Source organism: Ruegeria atlantica, assembly GCF_013032455.1.
GTDB classification, from domain to species: domain Bacteria; phylum Pseudomonadota; class Alphaproteobacteria; order Rhodobacterales; family Rhodobacteraceae; genus Ruegeria; species Ruegeria atlantica_B.
In genome coordinates this window covers 459,591-480,366 of the sequence record NZ_WQCF01000001.1, presented here as the reverse complement: position 1 = coordinate 480,366, position 20,776 = coordinate 459,591, and the positions used below count along the sequence as shown (strand labels likewise).

Annotated in this window: 20 protein-coding genes; 13 read left to right on the top strand and 7 right to left on the bottom strand. The window is 56.6% G+C overall.

Annotated features, from left to right (window positions below; genetic code table 11):
* The first annotated feature begins 38 nt into the window (after nt 1–38).
* The gene (gene hppD, locus GOW93_RS02340; protein ID WP_170381451.1) at nt 39–1,136 is read left to right on the top strand and encodes a 4-hydroxyphenylpyruvate dioxygenase; all 1,098 of its coding nucleotides are present in this window, start codon (nt 39–41) and stop codon (nt 1,134–1,136) included.
* Nucleotides 1,137–1,181: 45 nt separating this feature from the next.
* Here the strand turns inward: hppD and GOW93_RS02335 are convergent, their stop codons facing one another.
* Nucleotides 1,182–3,089 carry a hypothetical protein gene (locus tag GOW93_RS02335; RefSeq protein WP_170381450.1) on the bottom strand — a complete coding sequence of 636 codons (1,908 nt, stop codon included), beginning with the start codon at nt 3,087–3,089 and terminating at the stop codon, nt 1,182–1,184.
* Nucleotides 3,090–3,253: 164 nt separating this feature from the next.
* Between GOW93_RS02335 and GOW93_RS02330 the strand changes: the two genes are divergently transcribed.
* On the top strand, nt 3,254–3,949 hold the full coding sequence (locus GOW93_RS02330) for an SIMPL domain-containing protein (RefSeq protein WP_170381449.1): 696 nt from the start codon (nt 3,254–3,256) through the stop codon (nt 3,947–3,949).
* Here the strand turns inward: GOW93_RS02330 and GOW93_RS02325 are convergent.
* From GOW93_RS02325 to GOW93_RS02315, 3 genes are all read right to left on the bottom strand, one after another.
* On the bottom strand, nt 3,946–4,656 hold the full coding sequence (locus GOW93_RS02325) for a GNAT family N-acetyltransferase (RefSeq protein WP_170381448.1): 711 nt from the start codon (nt 4,654–4,656) through the stop codon (nt 3,946–3,948). The two genes, GOW93_RS02330 and GOW93_RS02325, sit on opposite strands and share 4 nt — an antisense overlap.
* A gap of 3 nt (nt 4,657–4,659) precedes the next feature.
* Nucleotides 4,660–5,952, bottom strand: a complete 1,293-nt coding sequence (locus tag GOW93_RS02320) for an O-acetylhomoserine aminocarboxypropyltransferase/cysteine synthase family protein (RefSeq protein WP_170381447.1) — start codon at nt 5,950–5,952, stop codon at nt 4,660–4,662.
* Between the two features lie 72 nt (nt 5,953–6,024).
* The gene (locus GOW93_RS02315; RefSeq protein ID WP_170381446.1) at nt 6,025–7,020 is read right to left on the bottom strand and encodes a hypothetical protein; all 996 of its coding nucleotides are present in this window, start codon (nt 7,018–7,020) and stop codon (nt 6,025–6,027) included.
* 320 nt (nt 7,021–7,340) lie between these two features.
* Here GOW93_RS02315 and GOW93_RS02310 point away from each other — a divergent pair, with 320 nt between their 5' ends.
* Together GOW93_RS02310 and preA are read left to right on the top strand one after the other, a co-directional pair.
* Entirely contained in the window at nt 7,341–8,675 is a 1,335-nt protein-coding gene (locus GOW93_RS02310; protein WP_170381445.1) for an NAD(P)-dependent oxidoreductase, read from the top strand.
* 69 nt (nt 8,676–8,744) lie between these two features.
* Nucleotides 8,745–10,049, top strand: coding sequence for an NAD-dependent dihydropyrimidine dehydrogenase subunit PreA (preA, locus tag GOW93_RS02305; protein ID WP_170381444.1), 1,305 nt, complete (start codon nt 8,745–8,747; stop codon nt 10,047–10,049).
* A gap of 46 nt (nt 10,050–10,095) precedes the next feature.
* Here preA and GOW93_RS02300 read toward each other — a convergent pair whose 3' ends face one another.
* Complete coding sequence (locus GOW93_RS02300; RefSeq protein WP_170381443.1) at nt 10,096–10,704, bottom strand: TetR family transcriptional regulator C-terminal domain-containing protein; 609 nt, start codon at nt 10,702–10,704, stop codon at nt 10,096–10,098.
* A 171-nt stretch (nt 10,705–10,875) separates the two neighbouring features.
* On the opposite strand from GOW93_RS02300, the gene GOW93_RS02295 reads away from it, so the two are divergent.
* The 9 genes from GOW93_RS02295 (at nt 10,876) to GOW93_RS02255 (ending at nt 19,771) form a co-directional block, all read left to right on the top strand.
* The gene (locus GOW93_RS02295) at nt 10,876–12,126 is read left to right on the top strand and encodes a Zn-dependent hydrolase (RefSeq protein WP_170381442.1); all 1,251 of its coding nucleotides are present in this window, start codon (nt 10,876–10,878) and stop codon (nt 12,124–12,126) included.
* Nucleotides 12,127–12,218: 92 nt separating this feature from the next.
* Nucleotides 12,219–13,673, top strand: coding sequence for a dihydropyrimidinase (gene hydA / locus GOW93_RS02290; RefSeq protein WP_170381441.1), 1,455 nt, complete (start codon nt 12,219–12,221; stop codon nt 13,671–13,673).
* A 55-nt stretch (nt 13,674–13,728) separates the two neighbouring features.
* Nucleotides 13,729–14,526, top strand: coding sequence for an ABC transporter ATP-binding protein (locus GOW93_RS02285; RefSeq protein WP_170381440.1), 798 nt, complete (start codon nt 13,729–13,731; stop codon nt 14,524–14,526).
* The gene (locus GOW93_RS02280) at nt 14,519–15,448 is read left to right on the top strand and encodes an ABC transporter permease (protein ID WP_170381786.1); all 930 of its coding nucleotides are present in this window, start codon (nt 14,519–14,521) and stop codon (nt 15,446–15,448) included. The genes GOW93_RS02285 and GOW93_RS02280 overlap by 8 nt, the downstream gene beginning before the upstream one ends.
* Complete coding sequence (locus tag GOW93_RS02275) at nt 15,445–16,290, top strand: ABC transporter permease (RefSeq protein WP_170381439.1); 846 nt, start codon at nt 15,445–15,447, stop codon at nt 16,288–16,290. Before GOW93_RS02280 ends, GOW93_RS02275 begins: the two co-directional genes overlap by 4 nt.
* A gap of 58 nt (nt 16,291–16,348) precedes the next feature.
* Nucleotides 16,349–17,344 (top strand): ABC transporter substrate-binding protein, encoded by a 996-nt coding sequence (locus tag GOW93_RS02270; protein WP_170381438.1) that lies wholly within the window; start codon nt 16,349–16,351, stop codon nt 17,342–17,344.
* Between the two features lie 152 nt (nt 17,345–17,496).
* On the top strand, nt 17,497–18,210 hold the full coding sequence (locus GOW93_RS02265) for an ABC transporter permease (protein WP_170381437.1): 714 nt from the start codon (nt 17,497–17,499) through the stop codon (nt 18,208–18,210).
* Nucleotides 18,203–18,937, top strand: a complete 735-nt coding sequence (locus GOW93_RS02260; protein WP_170381436.1) for an ATP-binding cassette domain-containing protein — start codon at nt 18,203–18,205, stop codon at nt 18,935–18,937. The genes GOW93_RS02265 and GOW93_RS02260 overlap by 8 nt, the downstream gene beginning before the upstream one ends.
* An 18-nt stretch (nt 18,938–18,955) precedes the next feature.
* Complete coding sequence (locus GOW93_RS02255; protein WP_170381435.1) at nt 18,956–19,771, top strand: extracellular solute-binding protein; 816 nt, start codon at nt 18,956–18,958, stop codon at nt 19,769–19,771.
* Nucleotides 19,772–19,775: 4 nt separating this feature from the next.
* Here GOW93_RS02255 and GOW93_RS02250 read toward each other — a convergent pair whose 3' ends face one another.
* Together GOW93_RS02250 and GOW93_RS20825 are read right to left on the bottom strand one after the other, a co-directional pair.
* Nucleotides 19,776–20,648 carry a helix-turn-helix transcriptional regulator gene (locus GOW93_RS02250; RefSeq protein ID WP_170381434.1) on the bottom strand — a complete coding sequence of 291 codons (873 nt, stop codon included), beginning with the start codon at nt 20,646–20,648 and terminating at the stop codon, nt 19,776–19,778.
* Nucleotides 20,649–20,774, bottom strand: a complete 126-nt coding sequence (locus GOW93_RS20825; RefSeq protein ID WP_302476985.1) for a hypothetical protein — start codon at nt 20,772–20,774, stop codon at nt 20,649–20,651. It lies immediately after the preceding gene.
* Between the last annotated feature and the right edge of the window lie 2 nt (nt 20,775–20,776).

Sequence of the window (20,776 nt, the reverse complement as noted above, 5' to 3'; positions counted from 1 at the left end):
GAATCAGCAAAGAAATTCCTGTTTCAAGGAGAAGCGCCATGGGCCCTTTCCCTCATAACGCCCCGAAATCCACCATCAGCAAGGAAAACCCTGTCGGCACTGACGGGTTTGAGTTCGTAGAATTTGCACATCCTGACCCGCAGGAATTGCGCGATCTTTTCTCCAAGATGGGGTTCGAAAAGGTTGCTCATCACACGAACAAACCTGCAGTCGAACTTTGGCAGCAGGGCGACGTGACTTATATTCTCAACGCGGATTCCAAAAGCTTTGCTGCCCGTTTTGTGGATGAACACGGCCCATGTGCCCCCGCAATGGGGTGGCGTGTAGTGGACGCGCAGAAAGCTTATGAACATGCAGTGGCCAAAGGTGCCGAACCCTATGATACGGCGGATAAGGTGATGGATGTGCCGGCGATCAAGGGGATTGGTGGATCGTTGATCTATTTCATCGACCAATACCATGACACTTCACCCTACAACCATAAGTTCACCTGGACTTCAAAATCCAAGCCGCGCGGTGATGGGTTCTATTACCTCGATCACCTGACGCATAACGTCTATCGCGGGAATATGGACAAATGGTTCAAGTTCTACGAACAGCTGTTCAACTTCCGCGAGATCCGGTTTTTCGATATTCAGGGCAAATACACCGGCCTATACAGCCGTGCCCTGACATCGCCTTGCGGACGTATTCGTATTCCGATCAACGAGGATCGGGGTGAAACCGGGCAGATCGTATCCTACCTCAACAAGTACAAGGGCGAGGGGATTCAGCATATCGCGGTGGGCAGTGAAGACATCTATGCCTCGACCGATGCGATTGCCGAAAAGGGACTGAAGTTCATGCCTGGCCCGAACAAGGCATATTACGATATGTCCAAAGACCGTGTTGCGGATCACGAAGAACCGCTGGACCGGATGATGAAACACGGCATTCTGATCGACGGCGAAGGCGTTCTGGACGGTGGTGAGACTCGGATCCTTTTGCAGATCTTCTCAAAAACCGTGATCGGACCGATATTTTTCGAGTTCATCCAGCGCAAAGGCGATGACGGATTCGGTGAGGGGAACTTTCAAGCTCTGTTCGAATCCATTGAGCGAGAGCAGATTGAAAATGGCGAGATTTCAGCGGCTTGATTTCGTAACTTAAACCAATTTGGGCGGGGTAACCCGCCCAAACCTTCACCCGCGCGGCATTTTCAGCGTCACGTTCCGACCTTTTTTCTGATAGCGCAGCTCAGTATCGCCAATCGCGATTACCTTACCGCCATCCAGCCTGTCGCCGACTTTCAGCTTTTTGTATCGGCCGCTGGGCAAGCGCACCAGGGCCCGGCGATTGGCAGGCGTGCCGTAGACTCCGATCAGGTTCAGTTTGCGCAAGTTCAGCGCATTGTCGATCGTCGCTTGCCGTGCGACGGATGCGGTAGATGGGATTTTGGGTGCAACAGCCTTGGGCTGGAACGACCCAGCCTCGTCCTGAACAATGGCAGCCGTTGAGCCCAGGTTGGCAGTTTGGGTTCCCGAGGATGGTGCCAACCCCGCAGGGCGCGGTTTTGGGCGTGGTACGCGGACGACGGCAAGAGCGGTTGGAGTGTAGTCGATTACTTTTTGCTGCAGCGATTCGGGGCGCTTCTTGGGGCGTAGAACAGCAAGCTCCTCAAGCGTACGACCGCCCAATTGCTGCCGCTCGAAACGCTCAATCAGGTTGCTAGGGCGCGGTTTCGGGCGCAGCTCGGCCAACCTGTCCGAGGTGCCTTCAGGTTCAGGTTCCTGTTCGAAACGTACAGGCGGTTCAGGCGGTACTTTTGATGGCCGGCCAAGGTAAATAGTAACCCCTGACGGATTCGGTGTACCTTCAATGCTGGGTGTGACCAGACCACGATCATCCAGTTCAAACCGGGTGCCCGCAACGCCGGGCGGCGCGACCTGTTCAAAGGGGGCGTCGGTGTCAAAGCTTTCGACCGGGGGCAAGGCAATGGCATCATTGGATAAGTTGGAGTTGTCGACGGAGGCCAGATAGGGCTCTTCCTCACTGTGAAGTGCCGGGGCTGCCAGTGGCGCAGGGACTGAAACGGAAATGCCGGTTTGAGGTGGAAGGCCCTGTGGTTCCGGGTCGCGAGTGACCTCTTGGACAATTGTCGGTGCGACGTTTAACGCCTCAAGGATCGCGGCATCCGTGGGTGACAGTTCAGGCTGAGGCGCCTCGGTGGAATCTGGCAGGCTAGGCTCGGATGAGGCGGCTTCAGCGTCTACTTCGGTGGTTTCTAGGGGAGGCTCTTCGATTTCGCTCAAGACCTCTGCAACGATATCTGGCTGGGTATCCTCCGCCAGAGGTTTGTCGTCGGTTTGTGCTGTTTGTGGGATCGACTGGTCAGCGTCATCCGATCCGCTCAGCACCCAGACGCCCAATACCACTGCGACGGTAAAAGCAACTGCTGCCGGGATAGCGTAACGTTTTGCAGGCAAATCTGTGGACGCTTTGGCGCGAGCGCCAGCTTCTGGTGCCGACCGGAACGCCTCTGGGGGCGTCATATCCGCAATGGGGTGGGCCGTCGGCGTCGGATCGGTCGCCTCGTTTGCATCTGTCTCGAGGGAGGTTTCACTTGGGCTTACCGGACCTTCAGGTGCCAGAAACAGCGCTTCGGTCGGGAAATCTTCAGGCTCGGATTCGGCGGCGAACTGAACCGGAACGAAACCGTGCTCTGATGCAAAATCACGCGCCTCGTCCAATGTTTGTTTTGTGACGGCGGCCAAATAGATAGTGGTGCCGACGGTTGCTGTGTCAAAGACCAGCTCATCAATCGAATAGGGTGTGGATTCAGCCAGCGCAGCTTGCATCTGACGCGTGCTTTCCTCGGAGGTTTGCCCGTCTGCCTCTGTCGACACGAAGCGAACCTGATCAGTTGGAAGCATGAGTTTGCAGCTTAGATTGTTTTCCAAGGCAAAGGCTTTGTCCCGCAACGCGTGCAACTGCGCGTTCAAGTCTGGCGCGTCCAGAGCAACCTCACCAATACAGAACCAATCGTCATCCGATTGGTGGTGCACAGATATTGCGGTTGAAGAAAAAGACAGCGCAAAGGCGGGTTTCATATTCCCGTGGAACCATAATTGTCAGCATCAATGCAAACGACTTCTCGTCCGCAGGCTGACATTAAAGCAGGAACCCGCCGAGGGAAAGAAAAAGCAAAAGCTTCCCCTTGTTCAACGGGCCGTGCTGTCCCCATGTTGATTATGAGGAATTTGGAGGGAAGACCTTGAAGAAAATCGCTTTTCTGGTCGCATTGATGGCCGTGACCGCAGCAGGTTTGGCCCATGCGGAAGAACGTCGCATCACGGTGGATGCCGTCGGCACTGTTCAGGCCGCGCCTGACATGGCAACCATAACATTGGGGGTGACGAATGAAGATCCGCAAGCGTCAACTGCGATGCAGGCGACATCCGATGCGGTTGCGCAGATTCTGAAACGATTGGACGACATGGGGATCGAAGCCCGGGACGTTCAGACCCGCGATCTGTCGCTGTCTCCGGTCTGGTCCGGGCGCAACAATTCAAGCGGCGAACGGCCCGAGATTTCCGGCTTTGTCGCCTCCAACAATGTTCAGGTCCGCGTTCGTGACCTGACGCAACTTGGAACGATCATGGATGCAGTTATTCATGACGGGGCCAACAATTTTGGGGGGCTGAGCTTTGGCGTGCAGGATCCTGCACCACTACAGGCGCAGGCGCGTGCCAAGGCCGTGGCCGAGGCGACCGCAAAAGCCGAGCAACTGGCGCAGGCGGCCAACGTTTCTTTGGGTGAAGTTCAGCAAATCAGCGAACTGGTAGGTGGCGTCCGCCCTGCGCCGCAGATGCGTGCCATGGCCATGGCTGAAGGTGGTGGCGTCCCCGTAGCTGGTGGCGAAGTATCAGTCTCGGTCAATGTCTCTATGGAATTCGGGATTTCCGACTAACCCTCAGCACGGGCTTTCAGCGGTTCGCGTTGCTGGCCCGCCTGATCAAAATTGTCCGGAGACAACCAAGCCTCGAACGCGGTGCGAATACGGGGCCACTCGGTGTCGAGGATCGAGTACCACGCCGTATCCCGATTGCGGCCTTTGTAATGGGTCGCCTGACGGAAAATGCCCTCGAAGGTAAAGCCCAAGCGCTCAGCCGCGCGGCAGGATGGGGCATTTAGTGCATCACATTTCCATTCGTATCTGCGATATCCCAACTCGTCGAACACACGGCGCATCATCAGGAACATGGTCTCGGTTGATTTCGGACTGCGCTGCAGCAAGGGTGAAAAGTGGATATGGCCAACTTCGACCACGCCCGCCGCTGGTTCAATCCGCAGAAACGAGGCCATGCCAACAGGCGTGTCATTTCTATTCAACACGGTGTGGAACATCGGATCGGCGTCGATACAGGTCGTGCGGGTCCAGTCAACAAAATCCTGCTCACTGTCAAACGGTCCATAGGGCAGATAAGTCCAGTTGCGACCGTCCGTGTCATTGGCGAAGGCCCGGTAAAGACCGGGCGCGTGCCGATTAATGTCCAGCGGTACGACGGAACAATATTGGCCGTTCATCGGAGTGTACGGCGGTGTCGGGCGTGGAAAATCGCCCGAAACCGGCTGGCCGATGGGTTGGCCTAGGTCGTTGGTGTCGTGTCCGCTCATCATTCAAGCCGTAGCTTTGGCCAGCGCCTGATCCAGATCGGCAATCAGATCGTCAGCGTCTTCGATGCCGATGGACACTCGAACGACACCCGGTCCGGCCCCTGCAGCCTCTTGCTGTTCGGGTGTCAGTTGGCGGTGAGTGGTCGAGGCTGAGTGAATAATCAACGACCGCGCATCGCCCAGATTGGCCACATGGCTAAAGATTTCCAGCGCATTGACCAGCTTGATGCAGGCGTCATACCCACCCTTGACTGCAAAGGTGAATAGCGCCCCGGCACCCTTCTTGTACTGCGCTTTGACCCGGTCATGATACGGCGAAGAGGGTAGGCCAGCATACGTGACATATTCCACGCGGTCATCGGCTTCGAGCCAGGCGGCGATCTTCTGAGCGTTCTCTACGTGGCGTTCCATCCGCAGGGACAGGGTTTCGATCCCCATCAGGGTGTAATGCGCCGCTTGCGGATTCATGGTCATGCCCAGATCGCGCAGGCCGATTGCGATTCCGTGGAAGGTAAATGCCAGTGGGCCGAACGTTTCGTGAAACTTCAGACCGTGATAGGCCTGTTCCGGTTCGCTGAGCGAGGGGAACTTGTCATTCGCCGACCAGTCGAACTTGCCCGAATCCACGATGCAGCCACCAGTGACTGTGCCGTTTCCGGTCAGATACTTGGTTGTCGAATGCACCACCAGAGTCGCGCCGTGTTCAATCGGGCGGCACAGGTACGGAGTGGCCGAGGTGTTGTCCACGATCAGTGGAATGCCCGCTGCGTCGGCCACATCTGCCAGCGCGCGGATATCGGTGACATAGCCGCCGGGGTTGGCGATGGACTCGCAGAACACTGCGCGGGTGTTCTCGTCAATTGCGTCTTTGACAGCGTCCAGATCGTCGGTGTCGACGAACTTGGCCGACCAGCCGAAACGTTTGATGGTCTGGCTGAACTGCGTAACAGTGCCGCCATAAAGACGCGTGGAAGCGACCACGTTGCATCCCGGCCCCATCAGCGGGAACAACGCCATGATCTGCGCCGCGTGCCCCGAGGAACAGCATACCGCGCCAACGCCACCTTCCAGCGTGGCGATGCGTTCCTGCAGAACAGCCACGGTCGGGTTGGTCAGGCGGGAATAGATAAAGCCCACCTCTTGCAGGTTGAACAGGGCAGCCGCGTGATCAGCGTCGCGGAATACATAAGCCGTTGTTTGGTAAATCGGAGTCTGACGCGCCCCTGTTGCCGGGTCAGGCCGTGCGCCCGCGTGAATTTGCAGTGTGTCAAAACCGTAGGTAGGGCCGTCAGACATCCTTAAAATCTCCTGTTGGAATGTGTGTTGCAGAATCTCTAGGCGATTGCAGGCCTTCGCACAACAACCCAGTCAGCGCATCCACAGGCCGTTGTTCCTGATCGTATTGCGAATTGCCTGCTCTCGTTGTGGCAGGTTTTCCCGGTCGAACAGCGCCCGGATCTTGTGGCCCTTTCGTTGTAGAACCAACTTTTTGATCGGGTCATAGCCCTTGAGCACTTTTTTGACCCGGTTGGGGGCCGCCACGGTTTCCAAAACCTCAATCACATGGTCGCTTTCACGGGCATAAAGCAGCGGAAACAGGCGGTAGTGACAACTAACGGAACCGTCCAGCAGCCCAGCGGGCAGGGCATCGCGCCCCCCGCCGAAGGAGTGCACGACCAAGGGCAACGCTGCCTGATCCAACCAGGGATCAAGGTTCTGCCCGGCCAGTTCCGGGATATCTTCATCCCGAATCGTGCGGGCATAGTCCAGAAACCGCTCTCCGAACCGCCGCGGGCAGGAATAAAAGAAATAGCCCGCGTTGAAATACAGATAGCGTCGCCAGTAATCCATTGGCTGACTGGTATCCTGCGAGCTTTCGAAATCCAGATCAAAGCGACGGTACAGGGCGTTCCAAATGCCATCAAAGCCGGGGCCATAAAGCGTTGGCTTTGGCCACGTGCCTTCGACGTTCTGCGAAGCGCCGGGGTGGCTGAAATCGAAGGGTACAGACGTCAGATCTCCGGTGATCAATGTATCACTGTCGAAGAATACAAAGGGTTCACCTTCGGGCAGGGCCAGTAGTGCTTCTATCTTGTTCCCATAGGGATAGCTTTGACCAAAGACGTGATTGTCAAAAGGCAGTATTTCGGCATCCAACTGCCGCAAAGCTTTAAGAACGTCTTCATTTTGGATGCTTGGGTCTTGCTGCCATCGCGGGCCGGGCTGCGGTACGGTAACAAACAACCGGCCCGTGAAATTCGGCGAACTATGGCGCAGAGAGGCTGCAAACAAAAGCGCTTCGTACTGTAATCGGTTGTTTTGCCCGATGATGACGATGTTGAATTTTGGGGTGCTGGCCTGCATCGGATGACTTTCGGTTTCGTGGCCGCTGACCGGCGCTGCTCGGGTTATCTTCGACCTACAGCACGCAGCATTGCCCGTCAAAACCAGATACGTGGAAGCTTCGCAATCGTGTGAAATGCAAGCAAATTGAGGCTTGCGCGCGGTTGTCTGTGTAAGCTGGGGCCTCGTATTGCCAGAAAAACAGGCGGTTTTAGTTGGAGTTTGGCCAAAAAGACCGGGTTTTTCGAGTTTTTGGTGATTTTATAAATTTTACCAATTGATAAAAAATTTAATTGTGGCAAGCTGAGATCATAACAAACATATCTACAGGGAGTAGAGCGATGGCACAGGGCCAGATGGCCCCCGGCATTGTTTCCGGGCGGCTTTCCAGCGATGAACTGACCTCGAATTTTACTGATCTGCATCCACCATTGGCCGCACATGAGGCCGCTGTGGCCGCAGATCGGTGCTATTTCTGCTATGACGCGCCATGTGTGACGGCTTGTCCGACGGATATCGATATTCCGCTGTTCATGCGCCAGATTCAGGCCGGACAACCCGAAGCCGCAGGCGAGACCATTCTGGCGCAGAATATCTTGGGCGGCATGTGCGCCCGGGTTTGCCCGACCGAAACACTGTGCGAAGAGGCCTGTGTGCGTGAAACCGCCGAGGGGGCTCCGGTTGAGATTGGCCGACTGCAGCGTTATGCGACGGACAGCGTGATGGCATCGGGTGATCATCCGTTTGCGCGGGCCGCACTAACCGGCAAAACCATCGCTGTAGTGGGGGCAGGGCCAGCAGGTCTCGCTTGTGCACATAGGTTAGCGATGCTGGGTCATGATGTCGTGATTCATGAAAGCAAGCCAAAACCGGGCGGCCTGAATGAATATGGTATCGCTGCTTACAAATCGACCAATGACTTTGCGCAGGCTGAGGTGGAGTGGTTGCTTAAGATCGGTGGCATCACCATCGAGTCGGGCTCGGTTCTGGGCGAGGGCATCTCGCTGGACGGTCTGGTTGAAAACTACGACGCGGTATTCCTTTCCATTGGATTGGCCGGAGTGAACGCTCTGCGGGCGCAAGGGGCAGAGAAGGACGGCGTTCGGTTTGCCGTCGATTTCATCTCGGATGTGCGTCAGGCTTCTGATCTTGCAAGCTTGCCGGTGGGGCGCAACGTGGTTGTTATCGGTGGCGGCATGACCGCAGTGGACGCGGCGGTGAAGTCCAGTCTGCTGGGCGCTGAACATGTCACTATCGCCTATCGCCGTGGCCGTGATGCCATGGGGGCCAGTAAATACGAACAAGACCTGGCCGCATCGCATGGCGTCAAGATCATGACCAATGTGCAGCCGGTCGCCGTGCACGGAAACGGGGCGGCGGTAGAGATCGAATTGGAGTATACTTCCAGTCAGGATGGTCAACTGACAGGCACAGGAGAAACGATCCGTTTGGCTGCGGATCAGGTTCTCAAGGCGATTGGTCAGACGCTGGAGGGTGCACCGGACGGTTTGGCGCTGGCTGGTAACAAGATCGCTGTGACAGGGGCAGGACGCACCTCGATAGACGGCGTCTGGGCCGGGGGTGACTGTGCGGCGGGTGGAGAAGACTTGACTGTGACTGCCGTGGCTGAGGGTCGTGATGCCGCGATGGACATCCACGCAAGCCTGACCGCGTAACGGTGAAGTTGCGCTGTGAGTATTTGGGAAAAGATGAAGATGCTGATCTGCATCAGGGAGGCCGGATAAATGGCTGATTTGAAGACAAACTTTCTGGGCATCGAAAGCCCGAACCCGTATTGGCTGGCCTCGGCGCCGCCGACTGACAAGGAATACAATGTACGCCGCGCATTTGAGGCCGGATGGGGCGGTGTCGTATGGAAAACGTTGGGGTCCGAGGGGCCTCCGGTCGTGAACGTGAACGGGCCTCGGTATGGCGCGATCTATGGCGCGGATCGCCGACTGCTGGGCTTGAACAATATCGAACTGATCACCGACCGCCCACTTGAGGTGAACCTTGAAGAAATGGCGCGGGTCAAGGCCGACTATCCGGACCGCGCTCTGATCGCCTCGATCATGGTGCCATGCGAGGAAGAGGCGTGGAAGGCCATCCTGCCGCGTGTGGCTGAGACTGGCGCAGATGGGATCGAACTGAACTTTGGTTGCCCGCACGGAATGAGCGAACGCGGCATGGGGTCTGCCGTGGGGCAGGTGCCGGAATACATCGAGATGGTCACACGCTGGTGCAAACAATACTATGACCGTCCGGTCATCGTGAAGCTCACACCGAACATCACTGATATTCGCAAACCTGCAGCTGCGGCGAAAAATGGTGGCGCGGATGCGGTGTCACTGATCAACACGATCAACTCGATCACTAGTGTCAATCTGGACACGTTCAGCCCCGAGCCTTCGATTGATGGCAAGGGTAGCCATGGCGGCTATTGTGGTCCGGCGGTGAAGCCGATCGCGCTGTCGATGGTGTCCGAGATTTCGCGGGCGCAGGCCACTCATGGACTGCCGATATCCGGCATCGGTGGCGTAACCACATGGCGCGATGCGGCAGAGTTCATGGCGTTGGGCTGTGGCACCGTGCAAGTCTGCACAGCGGCCATGACCTATGGGTTCAAGATCATTGATGAACTGACGGCTGGCCTGTCCAAGTGGATGGACGAAAAAGGCTACCAGGACGTTTCGGAAATCGTCGGCATGGCCGTTCCGAACGTGACCGATTGGCAATATTTGAACTTGAACTACGTAGCCAAGGCCAAGATCGATCAAGATCAGTGCATCAAATGCGGCCGCTGCTATGCGGCGTGCGAGGATACCAGCCACCAAGCGATCTCGATGTCGGATGATCGCGTGTTCGAGGTTATGGATGACGAATGCGTCGCCTGTAACTTATGTGTGGATGTCTGCCCGGTTGATGGGTGTATCTCGATGGAACCAATGCCAGCCGGAGAGATTGATCCGCGTACCGGTTTGGAGGTGCAGCCTGATTATGCCAACTGGACGACGCATCCGAACAATCCGATGGCAAAAGCTGCCGAATAATTTTGGCTGTTACAAACAAGAAGGGGCCGTTCAACGGCCCCTTTTTCTATGGTGTCAGCAATTTGCGATACAGCGTGTCGATGAACGGTTCGGCCCCCTCGAACGGATCTTCGTCTCCCAGAATAGCGCGCACCTGCACATCGAAATCGGCGTAGTGTTGCGTCAGGGCCCAGATCGAGAAGATCAGGTGGTAAGGATGCAGGCGCGCGATTTTGCCCTGATCCATCCACTCTGTCAGGATAGCGGTTTTCTCGTCGACCAGCGCCTTGAGGTCATTCGACAAAGCATTGTGAATGCGGGGCGCGCCCTGAACCAATTCATTGGCAAACAGGCGGCTTTCACGTGGTAGTTCGCGGCTCATCTGCAATTTGCGATGGATATAGGAGAGGATTTCTTCCAATGGGTCGCCATCCGCATCCAAGTCGTGCAGCGGGGCCAGCCATGTTTCCAACAAGCCCGAGAGGAGGGCGGTGTGAATCGCCTCTTTTGATGGAAAGTAATACAGCAGGTTGGGTTTGCTCAGCCCGGCTTCGGTTGCAATTTGATCCACGGTCGCACCGCGAAATCCATGCGCGGAAAACACGTTCAGCGCTGCTTCGAGAATCGCAGCACGATTCTTTTTCTGAATTCGGGTCGGGGCACGATCCTTGGGCATGTTTCCAGCGCGTCTCTTTTTTTCGCTATGCGGGGGCCAATTATGCCGAAAATTCCGGCGGCGCCATGCAATTTCTTGACTGATCTCGAACCCGTGATAGCGTGAGTTTGACCAGATGGTCAAATCAAGACACCAAAAGCGAGCCAAATCGCAAGCTACAGGGGAATACAGATGGCAGCTCCGGCGCAGAATCTCAGGATCAATGGCGATAGGCTATGGGACAGTCTTATGGAGATGGCCAAAATTGGCCCTGGCGTGGCAGGGGGTAATAACCGCCAGACCCTGACCGATGAAGACGCCGAAGGACGTGCGCTGTTTCAGAAGTGGTGCGAAGACGCTGGTTGCACGATGGGGTTGGATCAGATGGGCAATATGTTTGCCCGTCGTGAAGGGACTGACCCCGAGGCATTGCCGGTTTATGTCGGATCGCATCTGGATACGCAGCCGACGGGCGGCAAATACGACGGCGTGCTGGGTGTGTTGGGTGGGGTGGAAATCATCCGAACGCTCAATGATCTGGGGATCAAGACCAAACATCCTATCGTGACGACCAATTGGACCAATGAGGAAGGTACGCGCTATGCGCCTGCGATGCTGTCTTCGGGCGTCTTTGCGGGAATGCACACGCAAGATTGGGCCTATGATCGAGAGGATGCCGAAGGCAAGAAATTCGGAGATGAGTTGCAGCGCATCGGATGGCGGGGTGAGGAAGAGGTCGGCGCGCGCAAAATGCATGCGTTCTTTGAACTGCACATCGAACAGGGGCCGATTCTGGAGGCCGAGGGGAAGGATATCGGTGTCGTCACCCATGGGCAGGGCTTAAGCTGGACGCAGGTCACTGTGACTGGCAAGGACGCGCATACCGGTTCGACCCCGATGCCGATGCGTAAGAATGCGGGGCTGGCGATGGCGCGTATTCTTGAGAAGGTGGATGAGATCGCATGGTCCCACGCTCCCCATGCCGTGGGGGCTGCGGGGCATATCGATGTCTATCCAAACTCGCGCAACGTGATTCCGGGTAAGGTGGTGTTTACGGTGGATCTCCGCTCGCCGGAATTGGACGTGATCACGGATATGGAAAACCGCCTGCGTGTGGCCGCCGAGGATATCGTCAACGAAATGGGTCTTGAGGTCGAATTCGAGAAGGTGGGCGGCTTTGATCCTGTGAAATTTGATGAGGGCTGCGTTGCGGCTGTTCGGGATGCGGCGGAACGGTTGGGTTATTCCCACACGGATATCATCTCGGGCGCGGGGCATGATGCGTGCTGGATCAACCGTGTCGCACCGACTGCAATGGTGATGTGCCCTTGCGTGGACGGGTTGAGCCATAACGAGGCTGAGGAAATCAGCAAAGATTGGGCTGCGGCCGGGGCGGATGTTCTGTTTCATGCGGTCGTCGAGACAGCTGAGATCGTGGAGTAGGGGGCTCTGCCCCCGTCGCCCGCCGGGCGACTCCCCCGGGATATTTTTGGCCAGATGAAGCAAGCGGCGCAGACCGCATCAGGGAGATTAAAATGAGCACTGTTATCAAGAACGGGACCGTCGTCACCGCTGATCTTTCTTACAAGGCAGATGTCCTTGTCGAAGATGGAGTTATCACCGAGATCGGGATGGATTTGAAAGGTGACGAGGAGCTTGACGCGACCGGCTGTTACGTGATGCCGGGCGGGATCGATCCGCATACGCATCTGGAGATGCCGTTCATGGGGACCTACTCCAGCGATGATTTTGAAAGCGGAACGCGGGCGGCCCTGGCCGGTGGCACCACGATGGTGGTGGATTTTGCGTTGCCGAATCCTGGTGAAAGCCTGTTGGATGCGTTGAAGCGCTGGGACAATAAATCGACGCGCGCGAATTGTGATTATTCGTTCCACATGGCGGTGACTTGGTGGGGGGAGCAGGTTTTTGACGACATCAAAACGGTGATCGAGACGCGCGGGATCAATACGTTCAAGCACTTCATGGCTTATAAGGGCGCGCTGATGGTGAATGATGATGAGTTATTCGCCTCGTTCAAGCGCCTGGCCGAGCTGGGTGGGATTGCAATGGTTCATGCCGAAAACGGCGACGTCGTGGCTGAGCTGAGCGCGAAGTTGTTGGCCGAAGGCAATACCGGCCCGGAAGCGCACGCCTATTCCCGCCCTCCGCAGGTGGAAGGTGAGGCAACTAACCGCGCCATTATGATCGCGGACATGGCGGGGGTGCCGCTCTATGTGGTGCATACGTCCTGTGAAGAGGCGCATGAGGCTATTCGGCGCGCCAAGATGAATGGAAAACGAGTTTGGGGAGAGCCGTTGATCCAGCATCTGACGCTGGATGAGAGCGAGTATTTCCATCAGGATTGGGACCATGCCGCGCGGCGCGTCATGAGCCCTCCGTTCCGGAACAAGCAGCATCAGGACAGTTTGTGGAATGGCCTGCACTCTGGCACGCTGAGTGTTGTTGCAACGGATCATTGTGCGTTTACTACCGAGCAGAAGCGATTTGGCGTGGGCGATTTTACCAAGATTCCGAACGGCACTGGCGGACTTGAGGACCGGATGCCGATGCTGTGGACACATGGGGTCAATACTGGACGCCTGACGCCAAACGAGTTCGTGGCTGTTACATCAACAAACATCTCTAAGATTTTGAATTGCTATCCGAAAAAAGGTGCAATCCTTGTTGGGGCAGACGCGGATATCGTTGTTTGGGATCCGGAAAAGACCAAGACGATCAGCGCTGAGACGCAGCAATCTTCAATCGATTACAATGTGTTTGAGGGAAAAGAGGTAAAAGGTCTGCCGCGGTTTACGCTGACTCGTGGACAGGTGGCTGTGCATGACGGAGAAATTCGTACACAGGAAGGGCATGGTGAGTTTGTGGCACGCGAACCCAATGGTCATGTGAACAAAGCGCTGAGCACTTGGAAAGAGTTGACTGCGCCGCGACCAGTTGAGCGGACGGGCATTCCGGCGACGGGTGTTTGATGCGCGAGGGCCGTCGCAAAGGCTGCCCAAAGATAAATATTTTCAAGGCAGTGGAATGAATACTGAAAGCACGACCCCGCCCGTAATTGAGGCAAGGCATCTGGATCTCACCTTCCAAACCAATGACGGCCCGATCCACGCCCTTAAGGACGTGAACCTGACAATCGACAAGGGTGATTTCGTCAGCTTCATTGGCCCCTCGGGATGTGGCAAGACCACGTTTCTGCGTTGTATCGCAGCATTGGAAACGCCAACCGGAGGAGCATTGACCGTCAACGGCATGACCCCGGATGAAGCGCGTCGGAACCGGGCCTATGGTTACGTGTTTCAGGCGGCGGGCCTGTATCCATGGCGCACCATTGCCAAGAACATCAAGCTGCCGCTCGAGATCATGGGGTATTCCGGGTCCGAACAGAATGAGCGTGTGAAGAACGTTTTGGAACTCGTTGATCTAGAAGGATTTGGTGGGAAATTTCCCTGGCAATTGTCGGGTGGTATGCAGCAGCGGGCCAGTATAGCGCGCGCGCTGGCCTTTGATGCGGACATCCTTCTGATGGACGAGCCGTTTGGCGCGCTGGATGAGATTGTGCGCGATCACTTGAATGAACAGCTTCTGGCGCTGTGGGCGCGCACGGAAAAGACCATTGGGTTCGTGACACACTCGATCCCCGAGGCGGTTTATCTCAGTACCAAAATCGTGGTCATGAGCCCGCGGCCGGGGCGAATTACGGATGTAATCGAAAGTCCTCTGCCGAAGGAGCGACCGCTCGACATTCGCGATACACCGGAGTTCATTGAAGTCGCCCATCGCGTGCGCGAGGGTTTGCGTGCGGGGCATGCGGATGATGAATGACGGTTTCAAAGCATTCTGGGCCGTTCTGACCGTCCTCGCGGTAATCATGGTCTTTTGGTACGCGGCATGTATTCCAATGAATATCAAGGGTGTGCTGACGGAACAGGAGCGCGCCGGAGCCGAGGTACTGCCACCTTTAGCAAAGGACCGGCGGGATATGTCCGAGTTTGGTTTGGCGCTGAACAACAGCTTCGCCATCCCGGCCACGTGGGAACAGGACAGACCCCGACTGCCAGCGCCGCATCAGGTCGCCATCGAGATGTGGGAGACGACAGTTCAGAAGAAGATCACCTCGAAGCGATCGCTGATCTATCATGGATGGGTGACGTTGAGCGCGACGATGTTGGGCTTTGCAATCGGTACAGGGCTGGGCATTTTGCTGGCTGTTGGGATCGTGCACAGCAGGGTGATGGATCTTTCGGTCATGCCGTGGGCCATTGTCAGCCAGACAATCCCGATCATTGCGCTGGCGCCGATGATTATCGTCGTGCTGTATTCAGTTGGCATTCAGGGGATCATCCCCAAGGCGATTATCTCAGCCTATCTCAGCTTTTTCCCTGTTGTGGTCGGCATGGTCAAAGGGTTGCGCAGCCCGGATGCGATGCAGTTGGACCTGTTGCGAACTTATAATGCCAGCCGGTCGCAGGGATTTTGGAAGCTGCGTCTGCCCGCTTCGATGCCATACCTGTTCACCTCGTTAAAAATCGGTATTGCGGCTTCGCTGGTGGGGGCGATTGTCGGAGAACTGCCAACCGGGGCCGTTGCTGGGTTGGGCGCGCGCCTTTTGGCGGGGAGCTACTACGGTCAGACAGTGCAAATTTGGTCGGCCTTGTTTGCCGCGGCTATTCTGGCAGCCTGTCTGGTCGGGTTGCTGGGTCTGATTGAGCGGACGGTTCTGAAACGGATGGGGATGGCGCAATGATACCTGTTCTTGGAGCGATCGGCGTCTGGCTGTTGGGGTGGTGGCTGAACAGTCGCCTGGCCAGTGGTCCCTATGCAGATACGCGAATGGTTCGGTTCCTGGCACCGCTGATCTTTGGCCTGACGGTGATCGGCATTTGGGAGCTGGTTGTGCGCGGCCTAGAAGTTCCTTTGGTCATCCTGCCTGCGCCCTCGGTGATCGCGGTGCGCTTTGCTGACAGTCTGCCAACCTTGTGGGCGGATTTTGTGCAAACCATCATCAAGGGCGCGCTGAGCGGTTATATCATCGGTTGCGGCTCGGCCTTCCTGATGGCGATTGCCGTGGATCGATGGGATTTCCTGCGCCTTGGGCTGCTGCCCGTCGGAAACTTCGTAGCGGCACTGCCGATTGTGGGAACGGCCCCCATTCTGGTGATGTGGTTCGGGTTCGACTGGCATTCCAAGGCGGCAGTGGTTGTGGTGATGGTGTTCTTTCCAATGTTGGTGAACACCGTCGCGGGGTTGCGAGAGGCCACAGCCATGCAGCGTGACCTGATGGAGACCTATGCGGCGACCTATTGGCAAAGCTTCCTTAAACTCCGCCTGCCAGCCGCGATGCCGTTTATTTTCAACGGGCTAAAGATTTCTACCACTCTGGCGTTGATCGGCGCTATCGTGGCCGAGTTCTTTGGTTCGCCTATCGTGGGGATGGGCTTTCGCATTTCAACCAGCGTGGGCCAATTATCGCTGGATATGGTCTGGGCCGAGATTGTTGTGGCTGCGCTGGCCGGGACAGCGTTCTACGGAGGGGTTGCCATGATCGAAAAAGCGGTGACCTTCTGGCACCCGTCACAACGCGGATAACGACAGAATTCAACAGACCCCGAAAAAGGGGCACCAACAGCAACTAGGAGATATGAAGATGAACAAGCTACTCAGCGGGGCGATTGCCGCCTTTAGTCTGGTCGCCAGTTCTGCATTGGCGGCAGATGAGGTAACGCTTCAATTGAAATGGGTCGGGCAGGCGCAGTTCGCGGGTTACTTCGTGGCAGAGGAAAAGGGATTCTATGACGAAGAGGGGCTTGACGTAACGATCAAGCCTGGCGGGCCAGATATCGCTCCGGAGCAAGTCATCGCAGGCGGTGGAGCCGACGTCATAACAACTTGGATGGCTGCCGGGTTGGCAGCGCGTGAACGTGGTGTTCCGCTGGTTAATATTGCGCAGCCCTTCAAAACCGGAGGCTTGCAGGTCAATTGCCTCAAATCCACCGGAGTTGAATCCCCCGAAGACTTTCCCGGGCGGACGATGGGCGTCTGGTTCTTCGGAAATGAGTATCCATTCTACGCCTGGATGGCATCTCTTGGAATTGAAACGGATGGCGCGGATGATAACGGTGTCACTGTCCTGAAACAGGCGTTTTCAGCGGACCCGCTGATCCAAGGGCAGGCTGATTGTATCTCGACCATGACCTACAACGAGTACCGCCAAATCCTGCAGGCTGGGATCTCGCCAGAAGAACTGGTGACTTTTAACTATCTGCAAATGGGTTTCGGCATGCTCGAAGACGGGCTGTACGTCATGGAGGAAAACCTGGACGACCCTGCTTTCGTAGACAAGATGGAGCGATTTGTACGCGCTTCGATGAAAGGTTGGAAATACGCTGCCGAAAATCAGGAAGAAGCCGCCGAAATCGTTCTGGAGTTTGATGAAACCGGAGCGCAAGAGCTTGATCATCAGGTCTATATGATGGGCGAGGTTGCAAAGTTGATCGAAGGGTCAGACGGATCGCTAGACCCGGCTGATTACGAGCAAACTGTGAAAACACTTCTCTCGGCAGTTTCCGCGGAAAACCCTGCAATCACAAAAGAACCCGAAGGTGCATGGACCCATCAGATTACCGATGCGGCTCTGAATTAAGCCTAATTCCGGTGAAAAGTGACGCGGTCCCAATCGGGGCCGCGTTTCGTTTTGGAGATGTCGGAAACGTGTCTGTACTTGGTGGGCAGATGCTCTAGTATTACTTTGAAATTTACCGCATTTCATACGATATGTCGAACTGATGGAATAAAATGCAGGGATTTGCATCAGAATTCAGCTCTGCGCTGGCTCTGATCCTCAACGGGGATGCTGAGCTGTGGGCGATCGTGCTGTTGTCCCTGAAAGTTTCCGTGTTTGCTGTATTGATTTCAGCCTTTATTGGCATGCCGGTTGGCGCTGCTTTGGCGGTTGCACGGTTCCCTGGGCGGCGGATACTGATCGTATTCATGAACGCTCTGATGGGGTTTCCTCCGGTCGTGGTCGGCTTGTTGGTCTACCTGATGTTGTCGCGCTCGGGGCCACTGGGAGTTCTTGAGCTGCTCTATACGCCGACCGCCATGATCATTGCACAGGTGGTTCTGGTCACACCTATTGTTGCTGCTTTGACCCGGCAAGTGGTCGAAATGCTGGCTGAAGAGTATTCTGAGCAATTGCGTTCTTTGGGTGTGTCGCGGCTGGCCTCGGTGCCTGTGCTGCTGTGGGACGCGCGGTTGGCATTGGTGACGGCATTGCTGGCCGGATTTGGGCGTGCAATTGCCGAGGTCGGCGCGGTGATCATCGTCGGCGGTAATATCAATCACGTGACGCGGGTCATGACGACGACCATCGCGCTTGAGACGTCTAAGGGTAATCTGGCGCTGGCCTTGGCGCTGGGGGCCATCCTGATCGGCATCGCCGTGGCGGTGAACGCCATGGTCAGCACGCTCAGCCTGCGGGCCGAGCAGGAGGGGTTGCGCCATGCGTGATCTGGTCCATGAAATGGCTAGCTGTCTATCGGTCGACCGAGTGCGGATCACCCGCAAAGGCAAGGCATTGCTGGATGTACAGCACCTGTCGCTGGACGGGCCGGGGCCGACTCTGATCCTTGGGCCGAACGGGTCGGGCAAAAGCCTGTTGTTGCGCTGTCTGCACGGGTTGATCGTGCCTGACCGTGGGCAAATCAGGCAAGATGGTGTGATCCTAAATGCGGATCACAAAGCGCGTCAGGGGATGGTGTTTCAACAGCCTGTGCTGTTGCGTCGCTCGGTCGCGGCCAATCTGGACTTTGTACTAAAACGTCGGGGGCTGCCTCGTAGTTTACGGAAATCCCGCATAGAGGAATTGCTCGCTGAGGGTGGGCTGGACGGTAAAGCGCGGCAATCCGCACGCTCGCTTTCAGGGGGGGAGGCGCAACGGTTGGCTATTCTGCGCGCTCTGGCTCTGGATCCCGAAACGCTGTTTTTGGACGAGCCCACCAGTGCGCTTGATCCCAGCGCAACGCAGATGATTGAACGGATGATCCTGCTTGCCTCAACCAGAGGCGTACGTATCGTAATGGTGACCCATGACGTCGGACAGGCCCGGCGGTTGGCTGCCGATATCGTGATGATGCAGGGCGGTCATGTGGTTGAACACGGGGCGGCGAAACAGGTCTTGAACGCCCCCGAAAGCGACGCTGCACGCCGTTATTTGGCAGGTGGGTTGGTTACTTAATCAAAAACGGAGATCTAAATGATCCGGGATATCATTCGGGCAGCCTTGATTGCCGTTGGTCTGACGGCAGGGCTGGCCAACGCAGAAGAGCCATTCATCGTAGTCCAGTCGACGACTTCGACCCAGAACTCGGGCCTTCTGGATTACATCTTGCCGGGTTTTGAGGCTGAAACGGGCATCGACGTGCGTATCGTTGCCGTTGGTACGGGTCAGGCGATCCGCAATGCGATAAATGGGGATGGCGACGTGTTGCTGGTCCACTCCAAACCGGCCGAGGAGAAATTCGTGGAAGACGGCTGGGGCGTCGAGCGGTTTGACGTGATGTATAACGACTTTGTTCTGGTCGGACCGAAAGCCGATCCGGCGAAGGTGAAGGGAGGCAAAGATATTGTCGCTGCCCTGACTGCCGTGGCCAATGCCGAAGCTCCCTTTGCTTCGCGTGGTGATGACAGTGGCACTCACAAGGCCGAAATGCGCCTTTGGGGCGAGTCTGGCGCCGACCCGACGGCGGCATCGGGGGCGTGGTACCGCGAAACCGGCTCGGGCATGGGTGCGACGCTGAATGTGGCCAGCGGTATGGGAGCCTATGCACTGACCGACCGTGCCACGTGGCAATCCTTTGGAAACAAAGGCAACCTTGAAGTTCTGGTCGAAGGTGACCCGCGTCTGTTCAATCAATACGGGGTCATCCTTGTGAACCCTGAAAAGCACCCTCGTGTCCGGGCAGCCGCCGGGCAGCGGTTTATCGACTGGCTTACCAGCCCAAACGGGCAGGCAGCCATCGCGTCTTACAGACTGGACGGAGAGCAGTTGTTCTTTCCGAACGCAAAATAGCGTATCAGCCACTTGCTCCGTTGTGGTGGATCGTGCCCAGACCGGACAGGTCATAGCCGCCGAACTCTGCAGCGCGGATGCTAAAGCGTTCCGATTGCACAAAGCTCAATAGCTTCAACATAGGTTCGTCGAAATAGGCGCGCCGCCAGATGGCCAGATCCAGGCGTTCGGAATGTGTGGGGGCAAAGCCTAGATTGTATAGGCCCGCCAACGCACCCAACCCGAACCCAACTTCGGCTTTGTTGTCGTGCAGGGCAATCGCCAGCTCTTCCTCGGTGCGCGCGCAAGTGGGCAGCGGGTCCAGATCATCTCGGGTCAAACCGTGGGCTTCGAGCTGGGCGTCGAATAGATGCTGGCTTGCGGCACTGTCCTGACGCAGGACAACGCGCCGCCCTCTCAAGTCAGAAAATCCGGAGATGTCTGTGGTTTTGGGCGCCAAAAGCAAGCCGCGTTGCCGTTTCGCGACTTCGTATAGAACGACCGGAGCTTCGCCCAAATGGTCGCGCAGGGATTGCGTGTTAAAACCGTCGTCTTCGTGAATATGCAGTGCGGCGGCCTGCGCGTTGCGATCTTTCAGGCGAGTCAGCCCATCGAACGAACCGTCGTAATAGGTCGCTAATCCCGAACCGCTTTCGCGAAGGGCCCAATCCAGCAAGGGGTCGTGGCTGCCGGCGACAATCGGGGGCAGGGGCGGTTCGGCCACCTGCGGGCCCGAGCGAGAGGCATTCAGCCAGGCAATAATTTCAGCCTTTGGGAATAGCAATTTACCCATTGCACGCACGCATGGGATTTCACCCGAGGATGCCAGATCGTACGCCTTACGTTCGCCGATGCGCAAAAGCTCGGCCAGTTCTTTTGTAGTTAGATAGTTGGACATCTAGTCGAGGCGAACAGCTGAGCCAGACGTTGAGGCGGCGGCGCTGTAGCCCATCGTCTCAAGGGCGATCGGTGCGGAAAAGGCGATTACCGCCATGGCAGCAACTGCAGCAAGAAAAGCATTCATAT

Coding starts and splice junctions, on each gene's coding strand:
- hppD (WP_170381451.1), top strand. CDS start 39: ATGGGCCCTTTCCCTCATAACGCCCCGAAATCCACCATCAGCAAGGAA.
- GOW93_RS02335 (WP_170381450.1), bottom strand. CDS start 3,089: ATGAAACCCGCCTTTGCGCTGTCTTTTTCTTCAACCGCAATATCTGTG.
- GOW93_RS02325 (WP_170381448.1), bottom strand. CDS start 4,656: ATGAGCGGACACGACACCAACGACCTAGGCCAACCCATCGGCCAGCCG.
- GOW93_RS02320 (WP_170381447.1), bottom strand. CDS start 5,952: ATGTCTGACGGCCCTACCTACGGTTTTGACACACTGCAAATTCACGCG.
- GOW93_RS02315 (WP_170381446.1), bottom strand. CDS start 7,020: ATGCAGGCCAGCACCCCAAAATTCAACATCGTCATCATCGGGCAAAAC.
- GOW93_RS02310 (WP_170381445.1), top strand. CDS start 7,341: ATGGCACAGGGCCAGATGGCCCCCGGCATTGTTTCCGGGCGGCTTTCC.
- preA (WP_170381444.1), top strand. CDS start 8,745: ATGGCTGATTTGAAGACAAACTTTCTGGGCATCGAAAGCCCGAACCCG.
- GOW93_RS02300 (WP_170381443.1), bottom strand. CDS start 10,704: ATGCCCAAGGATCGTGCCCCGACCCGAATTCAGAAAAAGAATCGTGCT.
- GOW93_RS02295 (WP_170381442.1), top strand. CDS start 10,876: ATGGCAGCTCCGGCGCAGAATCTCAGGATCAATGGCGATAGGCTATGG.
- hydA (WP_170381441.1), top strand. CDS start 12,219: ATGAGCACTGTTATCAAGAACGGGACCGTCGTCACCGCTGATCTTTCT.
- GOW93_RS02285 (WP_170381440.1), top strand. CDS start 13,729: ATGAATACTGAAAGCACGACCCCGCCCGTAATTGAGGCAAGGCATCTG.
- GOW93_RS02280 (WP_170381786.1), top strand. CDS start 14,519: ATGAATGACGGTTTCAAAGCATTCTGGGCCGTTCTGACCGTCCTCGCG.
- GOW93_RS02275 (WP_170381439.1), top strand. CDS start 15,445: ATGATACCTGTTCTTGGAGCGATCGGCGTCTGGCTGTTGGGGTGGTGG.
- GOW93_RS02270 (WP_170381438.1), top strand. CDS start 16,349: ATGAACAAGCTACTCAGCGGGGCGATTGCCGCCTTTAGTCTGGTCGCC.
- GOW93_RS02265 (WP_170381437.1), top strand. CDS start 17,497: ATGCAGGGATTTGCATCAGAATTCAGCTCTGCGCTGGCTCTGATCCTC.
- GOW93_RS02260 (WP_170381436.1), top strand. CDS start 18,203: ATGCGTGATCTGGTCCATGAAATGGCTAGCTGTCTATCGGTCGACCGA.
- GOW93_RS02255 (WP_170381435.1), top strand. CDS start 18,956: ATGATCCGGGATATCATTCGGGCAGCCTTGATTGCCGTTGGTCTGACG.
- GOW93_RS02250 (WP_170381434.1), bottom strand. CDS start 20,648: ATGTCCAACTATCTAACTACAAAAGAACTGGCCGAGCTTTTGCGCATC.
- GOW93_RS20825 (WP_302476985.1), bottom strand. CDS start 20,774: ATGAATGCTTTTCTTGCTGCAGTTGCTGCCATGGCGGTAATCGCCTTT.